Source organism: Arenibacter algicola (genome assembly GCF_018860365.1).
GTDB classification, from domain to species: domain Bacteria; phylum Bacteroidota; class Bacteroidia; order Flavobacteriales; family Flavobacteriaceae; genus Arenibacter; species Arenibacter algicola_B.
This window is the reverse complement of record NZ_JAHKPO010000031.1, coordinates 71554-95396: the sequence shown is the minus strand read 5'-3', so window position 1 is coordinate 95396 and position 23843 is coordinate 71554. Positions and strand designations below refer to the sequence as shown.

Sequence of the window (23843 nt, the reverse complement as noted above, 5' to 3'; positions counted from 1 at the left end):
TCTTTTCTTTTACATTTAGGCATATGGTCCAATATTAAATAGAAATTGGCCATAAGATTAAACGTATACCTTTAAATATTGACGCAATTCTACGATATATCACCAAGTAAAATCAAAATTCCCACCTAGTTTAAACAAAATTTAACATCGAAATAAAACACAATTTGAATACTGTCGCCCCAACTAGTTCACCTATATTATAATTAAAATATTAGCCTACTCGATTAGAACAGCAAAAAGCAAGTTTTATTATGCCTCAAGATCAATTTCCTGGTTTACTTTCAAATTAAACCGCCTTCTAAATAGATATACGAAAAAATACAGAAAAGGGGTGTCGAAGAAGGCCACAATTACCTTAAAAATAAAACCACTGACAACGAGTCCGTAGAACATGGACCATGGCAACACTTCAAATACACACAGAAGGCCCACTACCGTAAAGGTATCTATGAATTGGGAAAGAAAAGTAGAAAAATTATTACGTAGCCAAAGATGTTTCCCGTCGGTCAATTTTTTCCAGAAATGATAAATACCTATATCTATGTACTGAGCAAAAAGATAGGCCAACATTGATGCAAGAACGGCAATTGGAGATAATGCAAAAACATGGCTAAACACCTCATCACTAACTGGCGAATTCGGCAATGCAGGGACCAAGTTGGCCAGCAATACAATCCCCATGGAAAAAAAGGATGCAAAAATTCCCGCAGTAACAATTTGGTTTGCCTTTTTTCTGCCATAAATTTCCGAAATAAGGTCCGTAATCAAAAAGGTAAGGGGATAGGGCAAAATACCCACCGAGATTTCAAATAACGAAGCTCCTAAAACCGAAACTTCCCCAAAAGGCCTCCAATAAAAAAACTTTTGAAAAATTAGATTGGAAACAACCAAGGAGGTAATGAACAAAGCTCCCAAGTAGAGGTAAATCCTAAAAGCCAACTTCTTATCCTCTTCCTTTAAGACCGATTTTCCCATAGAAAAATTAAAAATTTTAACATATTATAATTTAATCCCAATTAAAGCGTTCCTACAATTTGGCCCTTGAAAAAACCAAATTTACGAGAACAGGGGTCGATTAACAATAAAAAAGAAATAAACTAAATTTTTAAGCATGAACAAAAGCATTTTAACAGCATTCATTATTTTAATTGCCGCAACGGTACAGGGCCAATCTTACATTGGTTTTGGAACTGACAATTACAATGGGGTGCACGGCCTAATTTCCAATCCCGCGAATATTGTTGATTCCAGGTTTAAAACGGACATTAACCTTATTGGGGTTAGTGGACTCATTGGAAACGACTATTATGGTGCAAAATTCGGGGACCTTATTAAAGACGATTTTGATTTTGATGATGATGGAACAAAATCCCCAAAAAATGCAAATAGTGCTTATGGCAATGTTGATATCTTGGGACCATCATTTATGTTCAACATTAATTCCAGGAACTCATTGGCAGTTTTCACCAGGGGAAGGGTATTTTTTAATGTAAACGATATTAATGGAGATACCTATGACAATATTTCCAATGAGTTCGACGAAAATGAAGATTTCAATGTAAACGAAGGCGACTATCAGATGAGCGCCAATGCCTGGGCAGAAACAGGAATCACCTATGCCACAGTGCTAATGAACGAGGAACAACATTTTCTTAAGGGAGGTATCTCCTTAAAATACCTAATGGGATATGGCAACGCCTATTCCAGTGGAAGGAATATAATTATAGATTATGATGCAGATGGTTCCGGAACCACAGGAAGCATTGATTCCCAAGGTGAAATATCCTATGGCAACAGTGACAACATTACGAACGATTTTGAAGACTACGAATTTGTCAAGAGTGCGGACGGCTTTGGAGTAGACCTAGGTTTCATTTACGAATGGAGGCCCAATTTTGCAGACTATACAGTAACTGACAAGGATGGCAATCCCTACGCTCCAAAGGACATCAACAAATACAAATTGAAATTTGGCCTATCCTTAACGGACTTGGGTAGCCTTAAATATAAAGGGAGCGAAGAGGCCTATGACATTACCAATTCTATTAGCGAAGACGATTTTGATAACGAAGAAGGTTTTGAGGACAAGTTGAACAACCTTTACACACAAATCAGGTCTGGAAACGCATCAAAAGCAGTTTTACCTACAGCCTTGCATCTAAATGCTGATTGGAACATAAACAATCACTTTTATATGAATCTAAATACCGATTTATCAATAACTTCAAAAAGCAATACCAATACCAATAGTATTGCCAATATTGTATCTCTTACCCCTAGGTTCGAAAGCAAATGGTTTAGTTTTTATTCTCCCGTTAGCTATGTACAAAACTTAGGTATCCAGTGGGGAGCTGGCCTTAGGGCAGGGCCACTGTATATTGGTTCTGGTTCCATTTTAACAGTTTTGACCAGTGACAACTCCAAAGGTGCGGATGTTTATGCCGGATTAAAAATTCCTATTTACCAATCCAGACCAAAAGATAAGGACGAGGACGGTGTGTTGGATAAGGTTGATGGATGTCCAGAGGTTCCCGGACCTGTGGAAAACAATGGTTGTCCCTGGAAAGATACGGATGGCGACCAAGTGTTGGACAAAGATGACAACTGTCCTGAGGAAGCAGGACCTGTAGAAAACAAAGGATGTCCTTGGGAAGATACCGACAATGATGGTGTATTGGATAAGGACGACAATTGTCCTGAAGAAGCAGGTGTTTTGGAAAACAACGGATGCCCTTGGCCCGATACAGATGGTGACGGTGTATTGGATAAAGATGACAATTGCCCTGATGTAGCTGGAACGGTTGCCAACAACGGATGTCCAGAAGTTACCGAGGAGGTTCAAAAAACTCTAAACGAGTATGCCAAGACTATTTTGTTCAACTCTGGCAAGTCCACCATTAAAATAGAATCTACCAATGTCCTAGTAGATATTATAAAGATCCTTAACGAATACCCTAATGCAAAATTTAGCATTGAAGGGCATACGGACAGTATCGGAAGTGTACCACTTAATCAAAAGCTATCGGAGGAAAGGGCACTTGCCGTTAAGAACTTCTTAATTGAAAAGGGTATCAACAGCTCTAGATTGACTTCCATTGGATATGGAGAAAGCAAACCTATAGCCACCAACATGTACAAAGCAGGGCGTGCAGAAAACAGACGGGTAGAAATAAACTTGGTGAAAAACTAATAAATAATTAAACCCAAATAGAGTAAGGCCGTTCCACAAATAGTGGGACGGCCTTTTTATTATAGCAATTTCAAGGCTTAAATGCGAAACCTAGGTTTCTAAAACTAAAACTCCCTACCCCTATCCTCTATTATCCTGTATTTTGTGGTAAAAAAATCATCGGCAACTTTATTAAATTCATCTGTATGGGTCACCAATGTATAATGCCCGGAATTGGGCAAAATCCACAAATATGAATTAGGAATATTGTGAAATATTTTTAAGGTATGATCTGGTTTAATAACATCGTGATCTCCTCCGATAACCAATGTAGGTGCGGTTATATTATGTAGTTGCTCCACTGTTATATTGGGCTGTTCCACCAATAGCTTTATATACTTATAAACTATGGAATCCAGTGGTGTTTTAGCGTCTTTTGCACTAAACATTTTCTCAAACATATTATAGGTCTTGGCAACCCTTTTCAATACATCCGGTGAAACTGCCGTAGAATCCGGTTGCAGGTTGGCTCCTGTTACAGCCAATTTTTTTACTTTTTCGGGGTGTCTTATCGCCAATAGCAAACCATTTACACCTCCGTCACTCCATCCCAAAACATAAGCGGAATCAATTTTCATTTGGGAAAGTAAGGCGGCGTAATCATCTGCCATCATTTCATAGGAAAGGGAATCCAACTTATCTACAGATTTACCGTGATTTCTGCTATCGGCTACAATAACCTTATACTTTTTTGAAAAGAAGGGTATTTGTTTAACAAAGGCACTGATACTTGCCCCGTTACCGTGAATTAAAAGCAATGGATGCCCTTCACCATAAGTTTCGCAATACATTTTGAAGCCCCGGATGTCATAATATTTTCCGGTATCCGGATTGTTGCCATAATTGCTGTTTATTGTTAAACTGTCATATTCCTTCTTAATTTCATCCAATGATTTCTGTCCTAAGGCAACAAAACAGGAACATAAGAAAATTATATAAACCAAAGTTGTTTTAGTCATCATACCTAATGATTTAATTTGTGTTAAACCTAAAGAACATAATCTCTTTCCGAAATCGCATAAAGATGTGATTTTGGACGTATCACAAAAATCCAAGTATTGGTTCAATTGATGCTTACTGCAAAAAGTGGCCCTGCTATTTGAAACATCCAAAACTTTTGGGCAAAAATTAAGATTATGGTGCTTAAAACCAAAGGATCCGATAAATTAAAAATCAAAAAAAAGACCGTCCAAATGTTTTTGAACGGTCTTTTGGTCTCAATCCTTTTTTGGATTAAATATTTCCTATCTGATATTTAAGGTAAAAGGCATTCTGGCCTGAATCCCCTTATTTTCCATCGCGGATTTTATCTCCTTTAAAATGGCATATGCCTCTGCACCGATTTCTTCTTTTATAATGCTTTCCTTGCTTTTGGTTGTGGCACCCCCCAAATCTTCCATTAACTTCTCAAAATCCGATTTGTACTTAGGAAGTTTTCTTATTCCATAGTTGTCCAAATCCACCATTTTAGCAGCCGCTGCAATAGCCTCATCCAGTCCGCCCAATTCGTCTACCAGTCCCAAACGCTTTGCATCTACCCCACTCCATACCCTACCTTGGGCAACACTATCGGCCTGTGCCATGGTAATTCCACGGCCCTGGGCCACCTTCTCCAAAAATGTTTCATAAGTGGCCTCGATCCCCTCCAGAACATTGCTCCTATAATTATCGCCCATAGGTTCAAAAAGTGAATAGTCCACCGAATTTTTATTGGTCCCCACCTGTTCTGCATTGACCCCTATATTTTCGGCCAGTTCACTTATATTGGGAATAGTTCCAAAAACTCCGATAGACCCGGTAATGGTAGTAGGTTCTGCGAAAATCTTATCGGCTCCCGCCGCAATGTAATAACCTCCCGAAGCAGCAACATCGCCCATGGAAACCACCACTGGTTTGGATTGCTTGGTAACTTCGATCTCGTGCCAAATAATATCGGAGGCCAATGCACTACCGCCAGGGGAATTTACCCTCAACACTATTGCCTTTACATCCTCATCTTCCCTAGCTTTTTTTAGGGCGTCATTAATAATTCCTTGACCAATTACATCGGAGCCACCTTCCCCGTACCAGATTTCACCTTGGGCATAGATTACCGCAATTTTATTCTTGCCACTATTGATTCTTATCTTGCCGGCTGTTCGTATATAATCGGATATAGGAACATAGTTGATATCTTCTGCCGACTCTACCCCCATCTTTTCCTTAATCATGCTTTCATATTCATCAAAATATACCACCTCATCGATCAACCCTGATAAAGTTGCGTATTTTGAGGTCCGGGTACCCAAGGTATCCGCGATATGGTTCAAATCCTCAACGGAGATTTCCCTACTTTCCGAAATGTTGGTAAGCATAGATTGCCATAAAGCATCCAACAGCTCCTTGATCTGTGTCCTATTGGCCTCACTCATTTCGTTGGCCAAAAAAGGCTCTACCGCACTCTTATACTTCCCATGCCGAATGACCTCCATTTTAATACCAGACTTTTCCTGTAGATCCTTAAAAAACAATACCTCGGTAGACAATCCTTTAAAGTCCAAGGCACCAACGGGATTAAGGTATACCTCATTGGCCACACTTGCCAAATAATAATCCTTCTGAGTATAAAAGTCCCCATAGGCATATATAAACTTCCCACTTTCACCAAAATCGGTCAAGACATCCCGAATGGCCTGTGTTTGGGACAAACCGGCCATAAGCACATTATTGTTTAAGCTAATCCCTTTAATTTTATTGTCTTCCTTGGCAACTCGAATGGCATGCAATATATCGTCCAATCCTTGGTTTACATTGAAAAGTCCGGCAAAGGGATTGGATTCGTCCATTCCCACATAATCATTGATCGGGGTCTGTAATTGAATTTCCAAAACTGAATTATCCTTGACCACTACGGTATCCTCACCTTGACCGATGAGGGCCGCTAAAACAAGAAACATGACAAACATGATTGCAAAAGCGATGAGACATCCTATAATTGCAGCTAATAAATTTCTTAAAAAGTTCATTCCTCGTATGTATTGCTAATAACTTGCAAAGATAACCAATGTAGCATTGTTGCAATTATAAATCTTGAAATTTATACCCTATAACCACCTTATCCACAATTTAAAAAAGGCCATTAAAAATTGGACCAGTTTTTGGTATTTCCCTTTATGAAGTTAATTACTTTTGTTTACTTTGCTCGCCTATTATGAACAAGACCACAACAACATATCTTTCACTTGGAAGCAATCTTGGGGACAAACTCAACCATTTGCAGGAGGTGGTATTTTTAATCCAAGCCAGTGTTGGCGAAGTGGTAAAAACATCCCCAGTATATGAAACGCCAGCATGGGGTTTTGAAGGTGACAATTTCTTCAATGCGTGCATTACGGTAGAAACCACACTTACCCCTTCCGCTCTTTTGGAGAAATTACTGGAAATAGAAACAAAGTTGGGCAGGGAGAGGAATAAAGGGACAGGCTACTCTTCCAGGACCGTAGATATTGATATACTATATTTTGATAAGGAAATAATAAATACCGATTTACTGACCATTCCCCACCCCAACCTACAACTGAGACGGTTTGTACTTAGACCATTGGCGGACATAGCTCCGCAGTTCTATCATCCAATTCTAAATAAGGATACCAGAAACCTATTACAGGAATGTAAGGATAAAAGCAATATTACCAAAACGCCCCATAAGCTATATACGAACAGATCACAGCTTTTCTCCCAATTGGAATATATTGCCATTGAAGGTAATATTGGTGCGGGAAAAACAACCTTGGCCCATAAGATTGGACAGGATTTTAATGCAAAATTGGTCATGGAACGATTTGCGGACAACCCTTTCCTGCCCAAGTTTTATGAAGATCAGGGTAGGTTTGCCTTTCCCTTGGAAATGTCCTTTCTTGCCGATCGGTATCAGCAATTTATGGACGATACTTCCCAGTTTGATCTGTTCAAGAACTTTATGGTAAGTGACTACGACATCAACAAATCCCTAATTTTCGCCAAGGTCACCCTTCAGGAAGAGGAATTTAAACTGTACAGAAAGCTCTTTAACCTAATGTACAAAGAGATAAAAAAGCCGAAAATATACATTTACCTATACCAAAACACGGAACGATTACTACAGAATATAAAGCAAAGGGGAAGGGAGTACGAACAAAATATAGCGCCAGAATATTTGGAGCAGCTAAACCGAGGGTATTTTGATTATATAAGGAGTTTTCCCGAGCAAAATAATCTAGTTTTGGATATTAGTGAATTAGATTTTGTGGCAAACCCGGCCGATTACGAAGTGATTCTGGACCAAATCCAGAAATATGCGGTGAAACTCTCATTTTAAGATAATTTATACATATTATTTGCACAGGACAAATCAATTTATTTACTTGCGCCTCCATTAAACTGGTTTTAAGCCGGATGAACATCAAAAAATTCGACAAAAAACTTTAAGGTTTTAAACTAACTAACTCAAACTATATATTGCCAAACCCAGCCAATCGGTTGGGTTTTTGGTTTTAAACAAGTTCCTCTTTTATTTGATTTCACCCTTTCAATTTCGCCCAGAGGTCCCAAACCACAATACCCACACTAACCGAAATATTAAGGGAATGTTTTGTACCGTACTGCGGAATTTCCAAGACCAGATCGCTACCTGAGACTACTTCTTGGGAAACCCCCTTTACCTCGTTGCCAAAAATTAGGGCATACTTTTTATTTTCTTCTACCTTAAAGTCGTTCAACATAACTGCATTCTCAGCTTGTTCCACAGAAAGTGAGGTATAGCCCTCTGCCCTTAATTCCTTCAAAAGTTCCAAGGTACTCTCCCTATATTCCCAAGCAACACTATCCGTAGCCCCTAATGCAGTTTTATGTATTTCCTTGTGTGGCGGGGTTGCGGTAATTCCACACAGGTATATCTTTTCGATCAAAAAGGCATCGGCCGTTCTAAATACCGACCCAATATTGTTCAAGCTCCGCACATTGTCCAACACAATACAAATCGGCGTTTTTTCCACCTGTTTAAACTCGTCTACATTAAGTCGGTCCAATTCGCTATTCTCCAGTTTTCGCATGTAATCCAATTTTAATTTTCACTCTTTCCCCAACTTTCCCTAGGACATTACCTAGCCCAAAACGACATAAAGTTATCCCCAAAATATCAACAATAGTGTACATTCCAGTAGATAAACCTTACATTCGTTGTTTAGGAAAGGAATGCAAAAATAAGTTAATAAAATCGCTTTTGGCAGACTCGGGAAAAACAAAAAAGGTAACCCCTTTAATGAAGCAGTACAATACCATTAAGGTGAAATATCCTGATGCCCTATTATTGTTCCGTGTTGGGGATTTTTATGAGACTTTTGGGGAAGACGCCGTAAAGGCTTCAAAAATACTGGGCATTATTCTTACCCATCGGAACAATGGTGGTGACAGAACAGAACTTGCCGGTTTTCCGCACCACTCCCTAAATACCTATTTACCAAAACTGGTAAAAGCGGGGCAACGGGTAGCCATATGCGACCAGTTGGAAGACCCGAAACTTACCAAGACCATAGTAAAAAGGGGCGTTACGGAATTGGTTACCCCTGGGGTGGCCATGAACGACGATATCCTTTCGGCCAAGACCAACAATTTTTTATGTGCGGTTCATTTTGGACGAAAAAGATTGGGGATATCCTTTGTGGATATATCCACAGGCGAATTTTTAACTTCGGAAGGCAATGAGGAACAGATAGACAAATTGCTCCAAAATTTCTCTCCGAACGAGGTATTGGTATCAAAAGCCAATAAAAAGGAATTTTTGGAGGTCTTTGGCAAAAACTTCCATACCTTTTTTACAGAAGATTGGATCTTCCAGGACGATTATGCCCTGGAGACACTCACCAATCATTTTAAAACAAAAAGCCTAAAAGGTTTTGGAGTAGACCATTTGGCCCATGGTATAGTAGCAGCCGGGGTTGTACTACATTACCTTTCAGACACACAGCATAGGCAATTACAGCATATCAACACCCTTCAGCGCATTGCAGAAGAGGAACATATTTGGATGGACCGGTTTACTATAAGAAACCTGGAACTTTACCATTCCAACAATCAAAATGCGGTTACCCTTTTAGACGTCATAGACAAGACTATTTCGCCCATGGGCGGTAGAATGTTGAAAAGATGGTTGGCGCTTCCTTTGAAGAATATCGAAAAAATACGAAGAAGACATCAGGTAATTACCCATTTAACCGAAAACGAAGCCGCCCATCATAAATTACAGAGCGGCATAAAATTAATCGGCGATCTGGAAAGATTAATTTCCAAGGTAGCCACGGGAAAAATAAATCCGAAGGAAGTTGTACAGCTTAAAAATTCCTTGGAGGCCATTGTCCCCATAAAGCAGATCACTACCAAAAGCAAGAACGAAGCCCTGAACCTTATTGGGGACCAATTGCATACCTGCGATATGCTGAGAAGCAAGATCAAAGAAATGGTCAGCGAGGAAGCACCGGTAAATATGCTGAAAGGCAGTACCATTGCCAAGGGCTATTCCGCAGAATTGGACGAACTTAGGGGACTGGCCTTTTCCGGCAAGGACTATCTGGATAAGATGTTGGAAAGAGAAACCCAACGCACGGGTATTAGTTCCCTGAAAATAGCCTCCAACAATGTCTTTGGTTATTATATAGAAGTAAGGAATACCCATAAGGACAAAGTTCCGGAAGATTGGATCCGAAAGCAGACCTTGGTCAATGCCGAACGATATATTACCGAAGAGCTCAAGGAATACGAAGCTAAAATATTAGGGGCAGAAGAGCGCATTCTAAGTTTGGAGCAGCAGTTGTTTTCACAGTTGGTGGTCTGGATGCAGGAATATATAGCCCCCGTACAAAATAATGCCTTTCAGATCGCGCAGTTGGACTGCCTCTGTGGCTTTACCCAATTGGCCAAGGAGAACAATTATGTTTCCCCGGACATGGACGATTCCACCGAACTATCCATCATTGGAGGCAGGCATCCCGTCATTGAAAAGCAATTGCCTTTGGGCGAAGCCTACATATCCAATGATGTTACCTTAAATAGGGACGAACAACAGATCATTATGATCACCGGCCCCAACATGAGTGGTAAATCGGCTATCTTAAGACAAACAGCCCTCATTGTGTTGTTGGCCCAGATGGGAAGTTTTGTACCGGCCGATACTGCCAAAATTGGTTATGTGGACAAAATATTTACACGGGTTGGTGCCAGTGATAATATCTCTATGGGAGAATCTACCTTTATGGTGGAAATGAACGAAACCGCTTCCATTCTAAACAACCTATCTGAACGCAGTCTGGTTCTTTTGGATGAGATAGGTAGGGGCACCAGCACTTATGATGGCATCTCCATTGCCTGGGCCATTTCGGAATATCTACATGAGCATCCCGCCAAAGCGAAAACATTATTTGCCACGCATTACCACGAGCTCAATGAAATGACCTCCACATTTACACGTATCAAGAACTACAATGTCTCAGTGAAAGAACTAAAGGACAATGTGCTCTTTTTACGAAAACTTACCCCGGGCGGCAGTGAGCACAGTTTCGGTATACACGTGGCCAAAATGGCCGGTATGCCGCAACAGGTAATCCACAAAGCCAATAAAATCCTTAAGAAACTGGAAAAATCACATTCCAGCGAAGAGCTTTCCGATAAACTGCAATTGGTCCAAAATGAAATGCAACTAAGCTTTTTTAATTTGGACGATCCTCTATTGGAACAGATTAAAGAAGAAATCACCCATCTGGATATCAACACCTTAACCCCTGTGGAAGCTTTGATGAAACTTAATGAAATTAAGCGTTTGCTCACTAAAAAGAAAAATGCTTAGGGGATGTACCGGGGAGCCATTTGGTCTATAAATCCCATCTAAAATATTCACCTTGCGCACATTATAAATATTTTGATTCTTTTTAGCGAAAAGTTCTTTGCTTTTTATAGAATTATATTAAATTTGCTCCCGCATCTGAAAAGGATGCACGTTCATTATATAAAATGCGAAAATAGCTCAGTTGGTAGAGCGCCACCTTGCCAAGGTGGAGGTCGCGGGTTCGAATCCCGTTTTTCGCTCCATTGTAAAATCTCTACTGCTCTGAGCAGTTAGGCTCGAGTGGTGGAATTGGTAGACACGTTGGACTTAAAATCCAATGGACATTAGTCCGTGCGGGTTCAAGTCCCGCCTCGAGTACAAATGAAGAAAGACCAAAGTGAAAGCTTTGGTTTTTTTGTGCCTTCATTTTTGCCAAATTTATTTGGGTAAAAATGCAGGAAGCAAAAATAGTAGTCCTGCAAGGACTGGTCTTTTCTTATCAACATGTTCGACCGGGACTCACCGAACGAAGTGAGGTAATTCCCGCCACTGTAATATGACATAACCCCTTATTAGTTATACCAAAGTGGAAGCCATGGGCGTTTTTATTTTGGACGATGAGCCAAATTTATTTGGGCGAAAACGAATAGAGCGTTTAGGTAGCTTACCCAATTAACCGAATACCAACAACATTTTAAGATAAAACACAAATGCCCAGTATTTTCAGACTTGACTATTAATTTAAAATACTATTTTAGACCCTTCAAACAATAATTCAATTTATGAAAGTCCAATTCAACAAAGCACTTATCACTATTTTCTGCATCATTGGTCTAGGTATAATCTCCACTGAATGTTCAGCACAAAAAAATATGAAGTGGAAACAGCTGTTCAACGGAAAGGATTTAAATGACTGGCAAATAAAAATAAGACACCATGAATTAAATGATAATTTCGGTAATACTTTTCAGGTGAACGACGGAAATATTCAAGTAAGATATGATGAATACAGCAAATTTGATGAACAATTTGGACATCTATTTTACAAGGAACCATTTTCATCCTATTTAATTGGGGTTGAATATAGATTTGTTGGCGATCAAGTTAAGGGAGGACCGGGTTGGGCCTATAGAAACAGTGGTATAATGGTTCATGGCCAAGATCCGGTAACCATGACGGTAGACCAGGATTTCCCAAATTCCATTGAAGTGCAGTTACTGGGAGGCAATGGAAAAGACGAACGTTCTACGGCCAATTTATGCACCCCGGGCACCCAATTTGTAAAAGATGGAAAAATTATAAAACAACACTGCATCAATTCCACCTCCAAGACCTACCACGGAGATCAATGGACAAGGGTAGAAGTCCTTGTTTTAAGGGACTCTTTAATTGTCCACTACGTAAATGGAGAAGAAGTTATGCGTTATACCAAACCCCAACTTGATCCAATTAAGGGATCAGAGCAGGGAGAACTCCTAAAGTCCGGAAGTATTTCCTTACAAAGTGAAAGTCACCCGGTAGACTTCAGAAAAGTAGAAATTATTGATTTGGAAAAGTACGCCGATAAACCCAAGAAACTGAAAAAGGTAATCGGAAAACTAATGGCCAAAAAACGTACAGCGCTGTAACAATAGCCTATTCCATCTAGGTTAATCGATATTGGTTTTAGTCTTTAGGCACTTTATCCAAAATTTATTTTGCCCTTGCTTTTGCACAAAAATCGATTCCAAGATAATAGCGGTGTGATTATTGAGTATCTTTGATAAAAACAAACGCTATGGCAAAGAGTCAAGACGCAAAAAAGAATGTGAAAAAGGAGCCAGTTTTATCCGCCAAGGAAAAGAAAGCTGCAAAAAGAGAAAAGAAGTCTAAAAAATCATAAGTAGGTAGGACCATCTCAATTTTTGCCTTTTAAGGTTTTTAAAAATCTACGCCCCAACTTTATAGTTATCAACCTTAGTTTAGAGAGGCTTATATATACGAAACCAACCAAGACCTCATTACTTTAATACAGAATAAAGTCCACTCTTATTTTTATTTAACCAGATTAGACCTTCCCTATAAAAGGGGATAATCTTGGATGAAATGCACCGTACATGAACATTTATTTACAATTCATCGATTATTTATACCGATAAAAGTATTTATAGAATATTGTACTAACTATTTCTGAAAATTTGACATATAAATCCTCCATAAAATGAAAAAATACGTTTACTTATTCTTGATATCTATCTCTTTAATTATTACTGGATGTAGCAAAGATGATTCTACTGCAAAATCTTCCACAAGTGTTAAAGTGTACACACTGAGCTCTGTTTCCAATTCCAAAATTACAGGTAAAGTTACCTTTAAAAAGAATGAAGACGGATCAACTACCGTTCTATTGGAGATAAACGGTTCTTCGACAGACGTGCATCCTGCTTTTATTTATTTTAACAATGCGGCAACAGGTGGTGAAATTGCGATAACACTAGAACCGATTGATTGCGATTGCGAATCCAGTAGCACAATTGTAACTACGTTGGATGATGGCACACCCATTACCTACGAACAATTGCTTAAATTTGATGGTCATATTAAGATTCATCAAAACGAGGAGCATCTTGAAATAATTATTACTCAAGGTAATATTGGTGCCAATGCCAATTAAATTTTATAGATTTTAAACAACTATTTCAACCCCAACTAAATTAAAGTTGGGGTTTATTTTTTTTGGTATTTATTATTACTATTATTGCCTAATATCCTAAATAAGATTGAACAAAACCGCATACGTTCCGGCCAAGGGTAAGCTTTGATTTATTTTTTTTATATTGATTATATTGACGAATGATTAAGAAAATTGGCATTGCGATTCTTATAGGGATATTATCCACATATGTCATATTGCTTTCTTGTAACAAAGTCATTAAAAAAGCGGCCGAAAACAGGACTTACTGGAGTGTTGAAAATATCCCCAAAAACAGGGTGGGCCTTGTCTTAGGCACTTCCAACAGACTTGTTGGGGGAGGCCCCAACCCCTATTATACGAATAGAATCAAAGCAACCCTGGAACTATATAAGGCCGGAAAAATAGATTATGTATTGGTCAGTGGGGATAACAGTACGCAATACTACAATGAACCTACCGTTTTCAAAAAAGATCTTGTAAAAGGAGGTATTCCCAGCGAAAAGATCTTTTTGGATTATGCGGGTTTTCGCACTTTGGATTCTATGGTCAGGGCTAAGTTTATTTTCGGATTGGACAGTGTCACCATTATTTCCCAAAAATTCCATAACGAACGCGCTATTTATATAGCAGAGCAAAAAGGATTGTTTGCCATAGGTTACAATGCTGAAGATCTTTCCATAAAACACGGTTTAAAAGTACAAATAAGGGAATATTTTGCCCGCGTAAAAGTGTTTATTGATTTAGCACTCAATACCCAACCAAAATTCTTTGGGGACAAAATTGAAATCAAGTAAACTTAGCTATATTTACTCCCGCTATGTCAATTGTGGCTTCCATACAAAATCTAATTAAAAACCTTGGTCCTGGCCTGCTTTTTGCCAGTACGGCCATAGGAACTTCCCATTTAGTGTTATCCACCAAGGCAGGAGCACAATATGGGTGGATTATGGTTATTCCCATTATATTGGCAAATATCTTGAAGTATCCTTTTTTTGAATTTGGGGTGAGATATACGAATATTACCAACAAAACACTTATAGAAGGTTATCTTAATCGTGGCAAGGCTTATCTAATCTTCTATGCCATTATTACCTTATTCAGTACCTTCACCATTCTAGCCGCGCTCTATGTGGTTACCTCCGGATTACTAATAAATCTTTTTCAATTAGCCAATACACCTGTAAGTGTTGTAGCCGGCGGACTTTTTATACTAATCTGCGTTCTACTTATCGTTGGACGATATAAATTTCTGGAAATCTCACTGAAGTATGTGATATCCATTTTATTTTCGGCCCTTTTGGTCACAACAATTTTGGTAATCTTCAATGGGAAGGTTACTGCAGTAGAAAACTTTGAAACACCCACAATTTTCAATGAAGTGGGAATCCTTTTTCTAATAGGTCTAATGGGATGGATGCCAACAGCTGTCGAGGCCTCTGGTTGGATAAGTCTTTGGAGCATTGAAAAATTTAAGAATTCCAAACAAAAACCCACTCTAAAAGAGGCCCTCCAAGAATTTAAATTCGGTTATTTTACAACAGCTATTTTGGCCATTTTTTTTATGATTATTGGCTGGTTTACCCTCTATGGAACTAACACGGAATTGAGTAATAGCGCAGTAGTTTTTGCAGACCAACTGGTTCAACTGTTTACTGTTAATATTGGATCCTGGGCTTATATTTTAATAGCAATAGCCGCGTTTGCCACCATGTTTAGTACCTGCATTACAGCGCACGATGCTCTTAGCCGGGTAAGCGTTGACATCTTGAGCTTGCTGTTCCCTGAAAAGGAGGTTATAAAAAATAAAGGCTTTACTATCGGAGTGTTGTTGCTTGCTGTAATAAATTTTATGGTCATAAGTATCTTTTCTGCCAATATGGGGATCCTCGTTGCCCTGGCCACTTTTGTTTCATTTGTTATGGCACCAATCATAGGGTACATGAATCTAAAGAACGTCACGAGCCTCGAAATACCGGTAAAAGACAGGCCCAACAGAAACCTGCAAATATTAACCTATCTCGGTATAATCTTTCTCACCCTCTTTTCCATTTATTATTGTTGGATGCTATTGTTTTAATAGAAAGCATCTATAAACAACATTCATATTAGTGGATCTAGGTCATTTCTAAGTGTTTAATAAAGACTTAACACCCAAAATTTGCTTTTGGAAATTCTATCTTTAATCTTTGTACGATATGAAGAAGAAGCGCAGAATAATGAAATTGATACGTATAAAGAGAAATACAAGGAACGAAAAGCGTTATAATTCCAAAATGGGGATCTTATACACACGGGTGACGTATATAAAAGAAGTGGTTTTCGGTATTCCCGTGAGGACTCTCCATAAATACAGGGAAACCTATTACGGCGAAATCAAGGACTGTAGTGCTTGTAATTTAGCAAGGTAACCTTACAATGGTCCTTCATTATATACCACAAAGCCGAAGGCAAAGAATTTAGAATATTACAAAATACTCTTAATACAAGAGATTGTAATTAAGCACAACTATTAATGATCGCTCATTCTTATTGTGTAGCATATCCAAACAAAAAACACCATTCTTACACCCGTTTAGTAGTTTATCTTCCCCATAACCAACGGAATAGAGTATATTCCCTGCTGGCACTCCTTGTTGCATAAGATAATCTTTAATGGCATCCGATCTTTTTTGTGACAAGGTAAAATTGTAACTTCCCCCTCCCCTACTATCGGTATGGGATTCTATCCTAAGCTGTAATTGGGGAAATCTCTCAATAAGGTCTACAACCTTATCCAATTCTTGGGCAATGTCTGAATTGATATTGCTCTTTCCCTTATCAAAATAGAACTTTTTCAATTTCACTACGGTTTGGTCCTCTTGTTCCTCTACCAGATCGTCCAAAAATTTAATGCCCATATTAAAAGCTTTATTTTGGATTTCGTCCAATTCCTTGCCCTGATAGGTCATAGAAAATATTGAATGTTTTTCTTTAGTCGATTCAATAGTAACGATATCTTGAAAAGGAACCTCAACGCTATAATCACCATTTTCATTAGTAAACACCTCCTTAACAAGCTCTCCGTTCTTGTCCAACAATCGGATTTGGGCCTTCGATATCCCATTATTGGAGGTAAGATTCACCACTCTCCCTTTAAGGGCCAAGGTTTTTAATCCAGGCTTTTCGGTAACATTAAAGCCATATATATCGTCATTGCCCTTACCGCCATCCCTATTGGACGAAAAATAACCCAATAGCCCATTAGTATCATTATTCCTAATAATTAACCCAAAGTCGTCCTTGGAAGAATTAATACCCTCTCCAAGGTTTATAGGAATACTAAAACTGTTATCGGAAATAATATTGGATTTATAAATATCCATTCCTCCCAGCCCATAAAAAATATCCGAAGAAAAATAGAGGCTGTTTTCAAAAATATAAGGCGCTATTTCATTACCAGGGGTATTAATTCTTGGACCTAAATTTACCGGAGCAGACATAATAAGCCCATTGTTGGTGTACACATAATAAATATCCGTGCCGCCATAACCGTCTTCAAAATTTGCTGCAAAAAATAATTTTCCTTTACTTGCTTCGTAAAAGGGATAATAAAAAGAAGTGTTTAAATCTCTTAATATGAACTGAAAAGCCCCACTTTCATCAATCCTCCCCATGGCCAAAGTGTTTTTACCGTTTTCACTAAACTGTAAAACCTCCCCATCGGCATTGGAAAGTACATAAAATATATAATTGAGCTCCTCAGAATAATAAGGCGTTGCACGATGAAAATTGGTATTGGATATGCCTTTAAAAACCTGAGGCCTTTTTATGTCGCCCTGAGCCTCAATGTTGGACTCATATATATTTAGATACGATTCACCAGAAGGATTATAAATCCTCTTGGTGCCATCAGGCCTGCTACTGGAAAACAATAACTTTTCCTTATAAAAAGCAGGGGAAAAGTCGGCCTGCGGACTATTTCCACTTATATTAAATATCTCAAAATCTAACTCCTCATTAGTGTTGGTTGCTATCAATTCATAATTAAAATCCGCGTTTTCCAATAATTCCGGGGCCAATTCATCCTTTTTTGTAGACAAATAAGCCCTAACCTTTTCAATTTCAGATGTTTTGGACAAAGATTGTAGCATTTTATTAAAATGGAAAGAAGACATAGTAGTGTCTTTCTGAAAAACATTCACATAAATTTCAGAGGCCTTTTTAAAGTTGCCAATCTTCATATAGGAATCCGCTAGGTTCAAATATTGTTTATTGCTAAGTACCCCGTCCCTTAATTCCTTTTGATATTCTACAATGGCCTGATTATAGGAATATTCAAAAAACAGTATATCCCCCTTAGATTTTTTTTGCTGTGCAAAAACGAAGGATGACAAAAGGATAAAAAATACAATTGTTAATTTAAACTTCATGTTCATATTAATTTTAGAAAAACCTAGGGGTATCTATTTGTTTAGGTTTCCCTTTTTGATCTCTATTACTCTCCTTTTTAACTTTGCTACTTCCCTTTCCTAAATAAAACTTCAATATTACCTCATGTGAACCCTGACTGTACTCCCCAAGTCCATTGGTATTGTAATCATAGGAATACCCTAGAAATAGACTATTGGAAATCTGCAATCCGGCCAAACCGCTTATAGCGTTATCCAATCTATAGGAGGCCCCTAAAGTTACGACATCGCTAATTAAAAAATTTGCAGATAAATTTAAGTTTAAAGGCGAACCATTTAAATAGTTCATTAAGAAAGCCGGTTTAAATTTGAGGCCTTCGGAAAAATCAAAAACATAGCCCCCTATAAAATTAAACTGCATCTTGTCCTCCACAATATTGGCCACTTCATCCGCGTACAAGCCAGAGGTTAAAAAGTTGGGAACGGACAATCCTAAGTACCAGTTTTCCTGATACATAAATATACCGGCACCTACAGTAGGATAAAATTTATTAAAGGTATCCGCATTATTCAACAAGGGCTCATTTTCATCTTCAAAGTCGCCTTTCGTATAATCCACATCCAATAAAGAACCACCTGCATCCACGCCAAAGGACAGCTTAGTTTCTTCTGTTAGTTTAACTTGGAACGAATAGGCAACATCTATGTACGTTTGGGTAGTAGGCCCCAATTGATCACTTACCACATTAAATCCCAAGCCATTTTTTTCATTGGCCAAGGGTAGATTTACTCCGAACCGCATGGTTCTGGGCGCACCTGGAATTCCGGACCATTGCACACGGTACAAACCCGTAATATCCGGAGTCTCCACTGTACCCACATAGGCAGGGTTAAAACTGCCTATATTGTACATATACTGGGTATACTGGGGTTCTTTCTGAGCAAAAAGCATGCCCGCAGAAAAAAACAGTACGCTACAAAGCAATAAAATATCTCTATACCCTATTCTGTATATTCTTAAATTCATAATCTATATTATCTTATGATTTGGATCCAACCTTTTCGCACTTCCGTGCCGTCACCTAAATCCAAGATATAAAAGTAGGTTCCTTTTGGCAAATCTCCATTTTTTCCAGTTCCCTCCCAAGTATTGTCATAACCATTGGCCGAGAAGACCTCATTTCCGTAACGATCATAAACCTGAATACTATTGTTGGGGTAATCTTGAATACAATTTATATAGAGTGCATCGTTTTTTTCATTCCCATCAGGAGATATCATATTAAAGAGGAATCCACATTCGCTCGATGACCTAGGTGTCACTGTTACGGTAACGGAAGCCGTATTGTTGGTAGCATCCGAGTCCTCTGGAAAGGAGTCCACAATGGCGGCCGTATTCTGATAGACACCCACTTCAGGTACCTCGGCGGTAATAGTTAAGGTGACCACCTCATCGGCCAAAATCTCCTCCAATTGCCATACCCCGGCATTTTCATCATATGTCCCTTTCGTGACCGTACTACCCACATATTGAAACCCTAAGTTGGGATCTATAAGATCATTTACCACTATGTTGGTGACCAAAATCTGGCTCAGATTGGTTAAGGTAATCGTAAAAGTAACCTCTCGGCCTACCAATACACTTTCTAAGTTTACCTCTTTCTCTAAACTGAGATCAATTTGGCAGGCATCCGAGATATTTGGTATACAGGGATTATCATTGGCGGGATCAAGCTGATCAACAACACCATCATTGTCCGAATCCAAGATATTGGAATCCAAGGCATCTATTATTCCGTCATCATCTGTGTCAATAGGGTTGCTTACATCGGGCCCTACTTCATCTCCATCATTGATTCCGTCCGCGTCCGTATCCGGATCATTGGGATCTAAGCCCAAAGCTCTTTCGTCCCTGTCTATAAGGCCATCCCCATCACTATCCATAGTACAAGTAGTTACGGCAATGGTCACATCCACACTTTCGTTAACACATGGAGAAACAGCGGTATTCGTCGTAAATCTAAAAATGTAGTCCCCGTCTGCGGCTCCCTCAAAATCAACAATATTGCCAGCAGCTATTGCGACCTCGGTTGGGGGAGTGCCTACAATGGACCAAACTCCAGTATCTCCTCCCGATCTAGTAGTATCTAAATCAATGGTTGTTGTTGCTCCACCACCACTTATACTACAAGCCGAAGTAGCTGTTGTTGTACCAGTCTCGACCGGATCCGCAACAGTAACTGTTACCGCAACACGCTCCGAGAAACAACCATTGGCAAAAGCCTCTACGTAATAAGTAGTAGTTGCACTGACATTGGGCGAAAAGCTACTTCCCTCTTCCAATGAATCCCCACCTGATTCAGAAGCAAACCAAAACAAGCTACCTCCTGCAGTTACCGTAGCACTAATTGTAGCAATACCTGGTCCGCAAATAGTGGTTGGAGTAGTACTTAATATTTCAGGAGGTTCATTACGTACCAGGGTAACTTCCAGCGGCGGACTAACACAGCCCGTACCTTCATTATACAAAAAGCCATAAAAGGTAGCCTCAAAATCTATTACACTAGTGTTCAACCTGGCGCCGGTAACTGAAAAATCACTGTTACTACTCCATATCAATTCAAAACCAGAAGGTATGGCAGTATCCGTATAAGCATCCAAATCCTGGGTAAAGGCACCACAAAATATAGTTGATGTATCGTTAATTAATGGAGCTTCAATACAATTATCATTATCCGTTATAGTTCCTACTCCCTGTGGCTTTGCTATTTGGGCAAACCCAGTAACATTGGAAAGGTTTACATAAAAGGATTCCGTGCCTTCTACAATAACATCCTCCAAAATATCAATTACAACAGTCTTTGTTTCCCCATTTAAGCCCAAAAAGGTAAGGGTGCCTGATTTGCTAACATAATCGAATCCCGCCGAGGCCGTATTATTGGCGGTTTCGTATTTCACCGAAGTGCCAAATAGCACACCTCTATTTAAAATTACCGTAAAAGTTGCAGTTCCGTCCCCTTCATTTACGGTTACATCGCTTATGGAAATACCAGCAGTATCATCGTCAATATTAACTACTGCAACATCCGCAACGCCTCCAGCGTTTAGTGCGTCATAGCCAGTGTCCGAAGAGGTAACATTACCGGTAACAATGGCATAGGAAATGTCGCCATCCACCACAATATCATCTACTCCGGTGACCGTCACCGTTTGTGCAACGTTCCAGTTACTTGGTGTGAAGACCACTGTGGATACCGCAAGTGTACCCTCTGCAGTATTATTACTGCTCAAGGGTATAGTTACATTCCCTGTGGGCTGGCTGTCCAGAACCAATGTAAAGGTAGCTGTGCCTCCTGCTTCCGTTGTATTACCACTTATCGCTGATACCGTAACCCCGACCGCGTCGTTGTCCACATTAATCACCGCAACATCCGCAACATTGGCAGCCGTAAGAGCATTATAATTCGTATCCGCAGAGGTTACATTCCCGGTAACTATGTTATAAGCAACGTCACCGTCAGCAACCATATCGTCAACCCCGGTCACCGTCACCGTCTGGGCTACGTTCCAGTTAGCTGGCGTGAAAGCTACATTTAGTACCGCTATAGTCCCTTCAGAGGTATTGCTACTGCTAAGGGGTATGGTCACATTGGCCGTAGGCTGGCTGTTCAGAACCACCGTGAAGGTAGCCGTGCCACCCGCCTCCGTTGTATTACCGCTGATCGTAGATACCGTAACGCCGACCGAATCATTGTCCGTATTGGTCACCGAAACATCTGCAACACTTGCTGCATTTAATGCATTATAGGCCGTGTCCACAGAGGTCACGTTGCCGGTAAGTATCGTATAGACTATATCCCCGTCAACCAGGGCATCGTCAATCCCTGTGACCGTCACAGTCTGGGCTACGTTCCAGTTCGCAGCGGTGAAGACCACATTGGCCACCGCTATCGTCCCTTCAGAGGTATCGCTGCTGCTAAGGGGTATGGTCACATTGGCCGTAGGCTGACTGTTCAGAACCACAGTAAAGGTGGCCGTACCGCCCGCCTCCGTAGTATTACCGCTGATCGCGGATACCGCAACCCCGACAGCATCGTTGTCCGTATTGGTCACCGAAACATCTGCAACACTTGCTGCATTTAATGCATTATAGCCAGCATCTGCAGAGGTCACATTGCCGGTAAGTATCGTATAGGCTATATCCCCGTCAACCAGGGCGTCGTCAATCCCCGTGACCGTCACAGTCTGGGCTACGTTCCAGTTCGCAGCGGTGAAGACCACATTGGCCACCGCTATCGTCCCTTCAGAGGTATCGCTGCTGCTAAGGGGTATGGTCACATTGGCCGTAGGCTGACTGTTCAGAACCACCGTAAAGGTGGCCGTGCCGCCCGCCTCCGTAGTATTACCGCTGATCGCGGATACCGTTACGCCGACCGTATCATTGTCCGTATTGGTCACCGAAACATCTGCAACACTTGCTGCATTTAATGCATTATAGGCCGTGTCCACAGAGGTCACGTTGCCGGTAAGTATCGTATAGACCACATCTCCATCTGCCAGGGCATCGTCAATCCCCGTGACCGTCACAGTCTGGGCTACGTTCCAGTTCGCAGCGGTGAAGACCACATTGGCCACCGCTATCGTCCCTTCAGAGGTATCGCTGCTGCTAAGGGGTATGGTCACATTGGCCGTAGGCTGACTGTTCAGAACCACCGTAAAGGTGGCCGTGCCGCCCGCCTCCGTAGTATTACCGCTGATCGCGGATACCGTAACCCCGACAGCATCGTTGTCCGTATTGGTCACCGAAACATCTGCAACACTTGCTGCATTTAATGCATTATAGCCAGCATCTGCAGAGGTCACATTGCCGGTATCTATCGTATAGACCACATCTCCATCTGCCAGGGCATCGTCAATCCCCGTGACCGTCACAGTCTGGGCTTCGTTCCAGTTCGCAGCGGTGAAGACCACATTGGCCACCGCTATCGTCCCTTCAGAGGTATCGCTGCTGCTAAGGGGTATGGTCACATTGGCCGTGGGCTGGCTAGTCAGGACCACTGTGAAGGTAGCCGTGCCACCCGCCTCGGTCGTATTCCCACTGATCGGAGATATAGTAACTCCAGCGGTATCGTTGTCTACTATAGTCACCGTCGCCGAGGAAGGACTCCCGGTTACATAATTTAAAGCATCATCTAGAATGAGTACAATAACAGTTTCATCAACCTCATCAACAAAATCATCAATCACATCCACGGAAATATTTGCGGAACCTCCTAAACTAGAATAAAATACTGTAACAGGCCCTGTCAAAATAGTGTAGTCAGACCCAGCAGTCGCCGTACTTGAGACCAAAACTGCATAATTGACATCCACGCTGCCCAACCCTAACGAAAAATCTGGCTCCACCGTGACTGTAAAGCTTCCTGGGATTATACCACCTTCCAAACCGTTATTGTTATTTGCTATGGAAATAGTAGGCAATTGCGCATAACCATTAAGTGCAAATAATAAAAGGGTTCCTATAAGCAACAAAGACTTAAGTCTTCCAGCATCCAAAAAATTGGAAAGTATTATATATAGGGAATTTATTTTCATAACCGGTTCTTTCATACTAAGATTTAACCAGGGCATAGATACACCACACCCCTACAAAAATGGGCAATCAATATTAAGAAAAAATACCCCACAAGCCTAACAATACTGCTCAAATATGAATTT

15 protein-coding genes and 2 tRNA genes are annotated in these 23843 nt (G+C 40.2%); 10 read left to right on the top strand and 7 right to left on the bottom strand.

All coding sequences use genetic code 11. The annotated features are described in order from the left end of the window. Positions 1-249: 249 nt before the first annotated feature. On the bottom strand, positions 250-975 hold the full coding sequence (locus KO529_RS23015) for a queuosine precursor transporter (protein WP_215950199.1): 726 nt from the start codon (positions 973-975) through the stop codon (positions 250-252). A gap of 136 nt (positions 976-1111) precedes the next feature. On the opposite strand from KO529_RS23015, the gene KO529_RS23010 reads away from it, so the two are divergent. Further along, positions 1112-3190 (top strand): DUF5723 family protein, encoded by a 2079-nt coding sequence (locus tag KO529_RS23010; protein WP_215950198.1) that lies wholly within the window; start codon positions 1112-1114, stop codon positions 3188-3190. Between the two features lie 104 nt (positions 3191-3294). Here KO529_RS23010 and KO529_RS23005 read toward each other — a convergent pair whose 3' ends face one another. Beyond that, positions 3295-4191: an alpha/beta fold hydrolase gene (locus KO529_RS23005; RefSeq protein WP_252734532.1), complete on the bottom strand. Its 897-nt coding sequence runs from the start codon at positions 4189-4191 to the stop codon at positions 3295-3297. 282 nt (positions 4192-4473) lie between these two features. Continuing rightward, positions 4474-6234: a signal peptide peptidase SppA gene (gene sppA, locus KO529_RS23000; RefSeq protein WP_215950197.1), complete on the bottom strand. Its 1761-nt coding sequence runs from the start codon at positions 6232-6234 to the stop codon at positions 4474-4476. Positions 6235-6419: 185 nt separating this feature from the next. Between sppA and folK the strand changes: the two genes are divergently transcribed. After that, complete coding sequence (gene folK / locus KO529_RS22995; RefSeq protein ID WP_215950196.1) at positions 6420-7565, top strand: 2-amino-4-hydroxy-6-hydroxymethyldihydropteridine diphosphokinase; 1146 nt, start codon at positions 6420-6422, stop codon at positions 7563-7565. 202 nt (positions 7566-7767) lie between these two features. On the opposite strand, the gene KO529_RS22990 is transcribed toward folK, so the two are convergent. After that, the gene (locus KO529_RS22990) at positions 7768-8298 is read right to left on the bottom strand and encodes an RNA methyltransferase (RefSeq protein WP_215950195.1); all 531 of its coding nucleotides are present in this window, start codon (positions 8296-8298) and stop codon (positions 7768-7770) included. Positions 8299-8507: 209 nt separating this feature from the next. Here KO529_RS22990 and mutS point away from each other — a divergent pair, with 209 nt between their 5' ends. The 8 genes from mutS to KO529_RS22950 all read left to right on the top strand — a co-directional run bounded on the left by mutS (position 8508) and on the right by KO529_RS22950 (position 16145). Beyond that, the gene (gene mutS, locus KO529_RS22985) at positions 8508-11084 is read left to right on the top strand and encodes a DNA mismatch repair protein MutS (protein WP_215950194.1); all 2577 of its coding nucleotides are present in this window, start codon (positions 8508-8510) and stop codon (positions 11082-11084) included. A gap of 166 nt (positions 11085-11250) precedes the next feature. Continuing rightward, positions 11251-11326, top strand: a tRNA-Gly gene (locus KO529_RS22980). 31 nt (positions 11327-11357) lie between these two features. Continuing rightward, a tRNA-Leu gene (locus KO529_RS22975) sits at positions 11358-11441 on the top strand. Between the two features lie 404 nt (positions 11442-11845). After that, a complete protein-coding gene (locus tag KO529_RS22970; protein ID WP_215950193.1) occupies positions 11846-12691 on the top strand; it encodes a 3-keto-disaccharide hydrolase in 846 nt (281 codons plus the stop codon). 572 nt (positions 12692-13263) lie between these two features. Continuing rightward, on the top strand, positions 13264-13716 hold the full coding sequence (locus tag KO529_RS22965) for a hypothetical protein (RefSeq protein ID WP_215950192.1): 453 nt from the start codon (positions 13264-13266) through the stop codon (positions 13714-13716). A 179-nt stretch (positions 13717-13895) separates the two neighbouring features. Beyond that, positions 13896-14531 (top strand): SanA/YdcF family protein, encoded by a 636-nt coding sequence (locus tag KO529_RS22960; protein WP_215950191.1) that lies wholly within the window; start codon positions 13896-13898, stop codon positions 14529-14531. 23 nt (positions 14532-14554) lie between these two features. Beyond that, positions 14555-15814, top strand: a complete 1260-nt coding sequence (locus KO529_RS22955) for an NRAMP family divalent metal transporter (RefSeq protein WP_252734530.1) — start codon at positions 14555-14557, stop codon at positions 15812-15814. Between the two features lie 139 nt (positions 15815-15953). Beyond that, positions 15954-16145 (top strand): hypothetical protein, encoded by a 192-nt coding sequence (locus KO529_RS22950; protein ID WP_085496579.1) that lies wholly within the window; start codon positions 15954-15956, stop codon positions 16143-16145. A 69-nt stretch (positions 16146-16214) separates the two neighbouring features. On the opposite strand, the gene KO529_RS22945 is transcribed toward KO529_RS22950, so the two are convergent. Genes KO529_RS22945 through KO529_RS22935 form a run of 3 tightly spaced genes read right to left on the bottom strand, consistent with a single transcriptional unit; the run spans position 16215 to position 23735 of the window. After that, a complete protein-coding gene (locus KO529_RS22945) occupies positions 16215-18146 on the bottom strand; it encodes an OmpA family protein (protein ID WP_215950190.1) in 1932 nt (643 codons plus the stop codon). A 13-nt stretch (positions 18147-18159) separates the two neighbouring features. Next, on the bottom strand, positions 18160-19152 hold the full coding sequence (locus KO529_RS22940) for a PorP/SprF family type IX secretion system membrane protein (protein WP_215950189.1): 993 nt from the start codon (positions 19150-19152) through the stop codon (positions 18160-18162). Positions 19153-19160: 8 nt separating this feature from the next. After that, complete coding sequence (locus KO529_RS22935) at positions 19161-23735, bottom strand: gliding motility-associated C-terminal domain-containing protein (RefSeq protein WP_215950188.1); 4575 nt, start codon at positions 23733-23735, stop codon at positions 19161-19163. Positions 23736-23843 lie beyond the last annotated feature (108 nt).

Excerpts from the sequence above, each read along its gene's own strand:
- KO529_RS22990 (WP_215950195.1), bottom strand. The coding sequence starts at position 8,298 with ATGCGAAAACTGGAGAATAGCGAATTGGACCGACTTAATGTAGACGAG.
- KO529_RS22960 (WP_215950191.1), top strand. The coding sequence starts at position 13,896 with ATGATTAAGAAAATTGGCATTGCGATTCTTATAGGGATATTATCCACA.
- KO529_RS23005 (WP_252734532.1), bottom strand. The coding sequence starts at position 4,191 with ATGATGACTAAAACAACTTTGGTTTATATAATTTTCTTATGTTCCTGT.
- KO529_RS22935 (WP_215950188.1), bottom strand. The coding sequence starts at position 23,735 with ATGAAAGAACCGGTTATGAAAATAAATTCCCTATATATAATACTTTCC.
- KO529_RS22965 (WP_215950192.1), top strand. The coding sequence starts at position 13,264 with ATGAAAAAATACGTTTACTTATTCTTGATATCTATCTCTTTAATTATT.
- KO529_RS23015 (WP_215950199.1), bottom strand. The coding sequence starts at position 975 with ATGGGAAAATCGGTCTTAAAGGAAGAGGATAAGAAGTTGGCTTTTAGG.
- sppA (WP_215950197.1), bottom strand. The coding sequence starts at position 6,234 with ATGAACTTTTTAAGAAATTTATTAGCTGCAATTATAGGATGTCTCATC.
- folK (WP_215950196.1), top strand. The coding sequence starts at position 6,420 with ATGAACAAGACCACAACAACATATCTTTCACTTGGAAGCAATCTTGGG.
- mutS (WP_215950194.1), top strand. The coding sequence starts at position 8,508 with ATGAAGCAGTACAATACCATTAAGGTGAAATATCCTGATGCCCTATTA.
- KO529_RS22940 (WP_215950189.1), bottom strand. The coding sequence starts at position 19,152 with ATGAATTTAAGAATATACAGAATAGGGTATAGAGATATTTTATTGCTT.
- KO529_RS22945 (WP_215950190.1), bottom strand. The coding sequence starts at position 18,146 with ATGAAGTTTAAATTAACAATTGTATTTTTTATCCTTTTGTCATCCTTC.
- KO529_RS22955 (WP_252734530.1), top strand. The coding sequence starts at position 14,555 with ATGTCAATTGTGGCTTCCATACAAAATCTAATTAAAAACCTTGGTCCT.
- KO529_RS22950 (WP_085496579.1), top strand. The coding sequence starts at position 15,954 with ATGAAATTGATACGTATAAAGAGAAATACAAGGAACGAAAAGCGTTAT.
- KO529_RS22970 (WP_215950193.1), top strand. The coding sequence starts at position 11,846 with ATGAAAGTCCAATTCAACAAAGCACTTATCACTATTTTCTGCATCATT.
- KO529_RS23010 (WP_215950198.1), top strand. The coding sequence starts at position 1,112 with ATGAACAAAAGCATTTTAACAGCATTCATTATTTTAATTGCCGCAACG.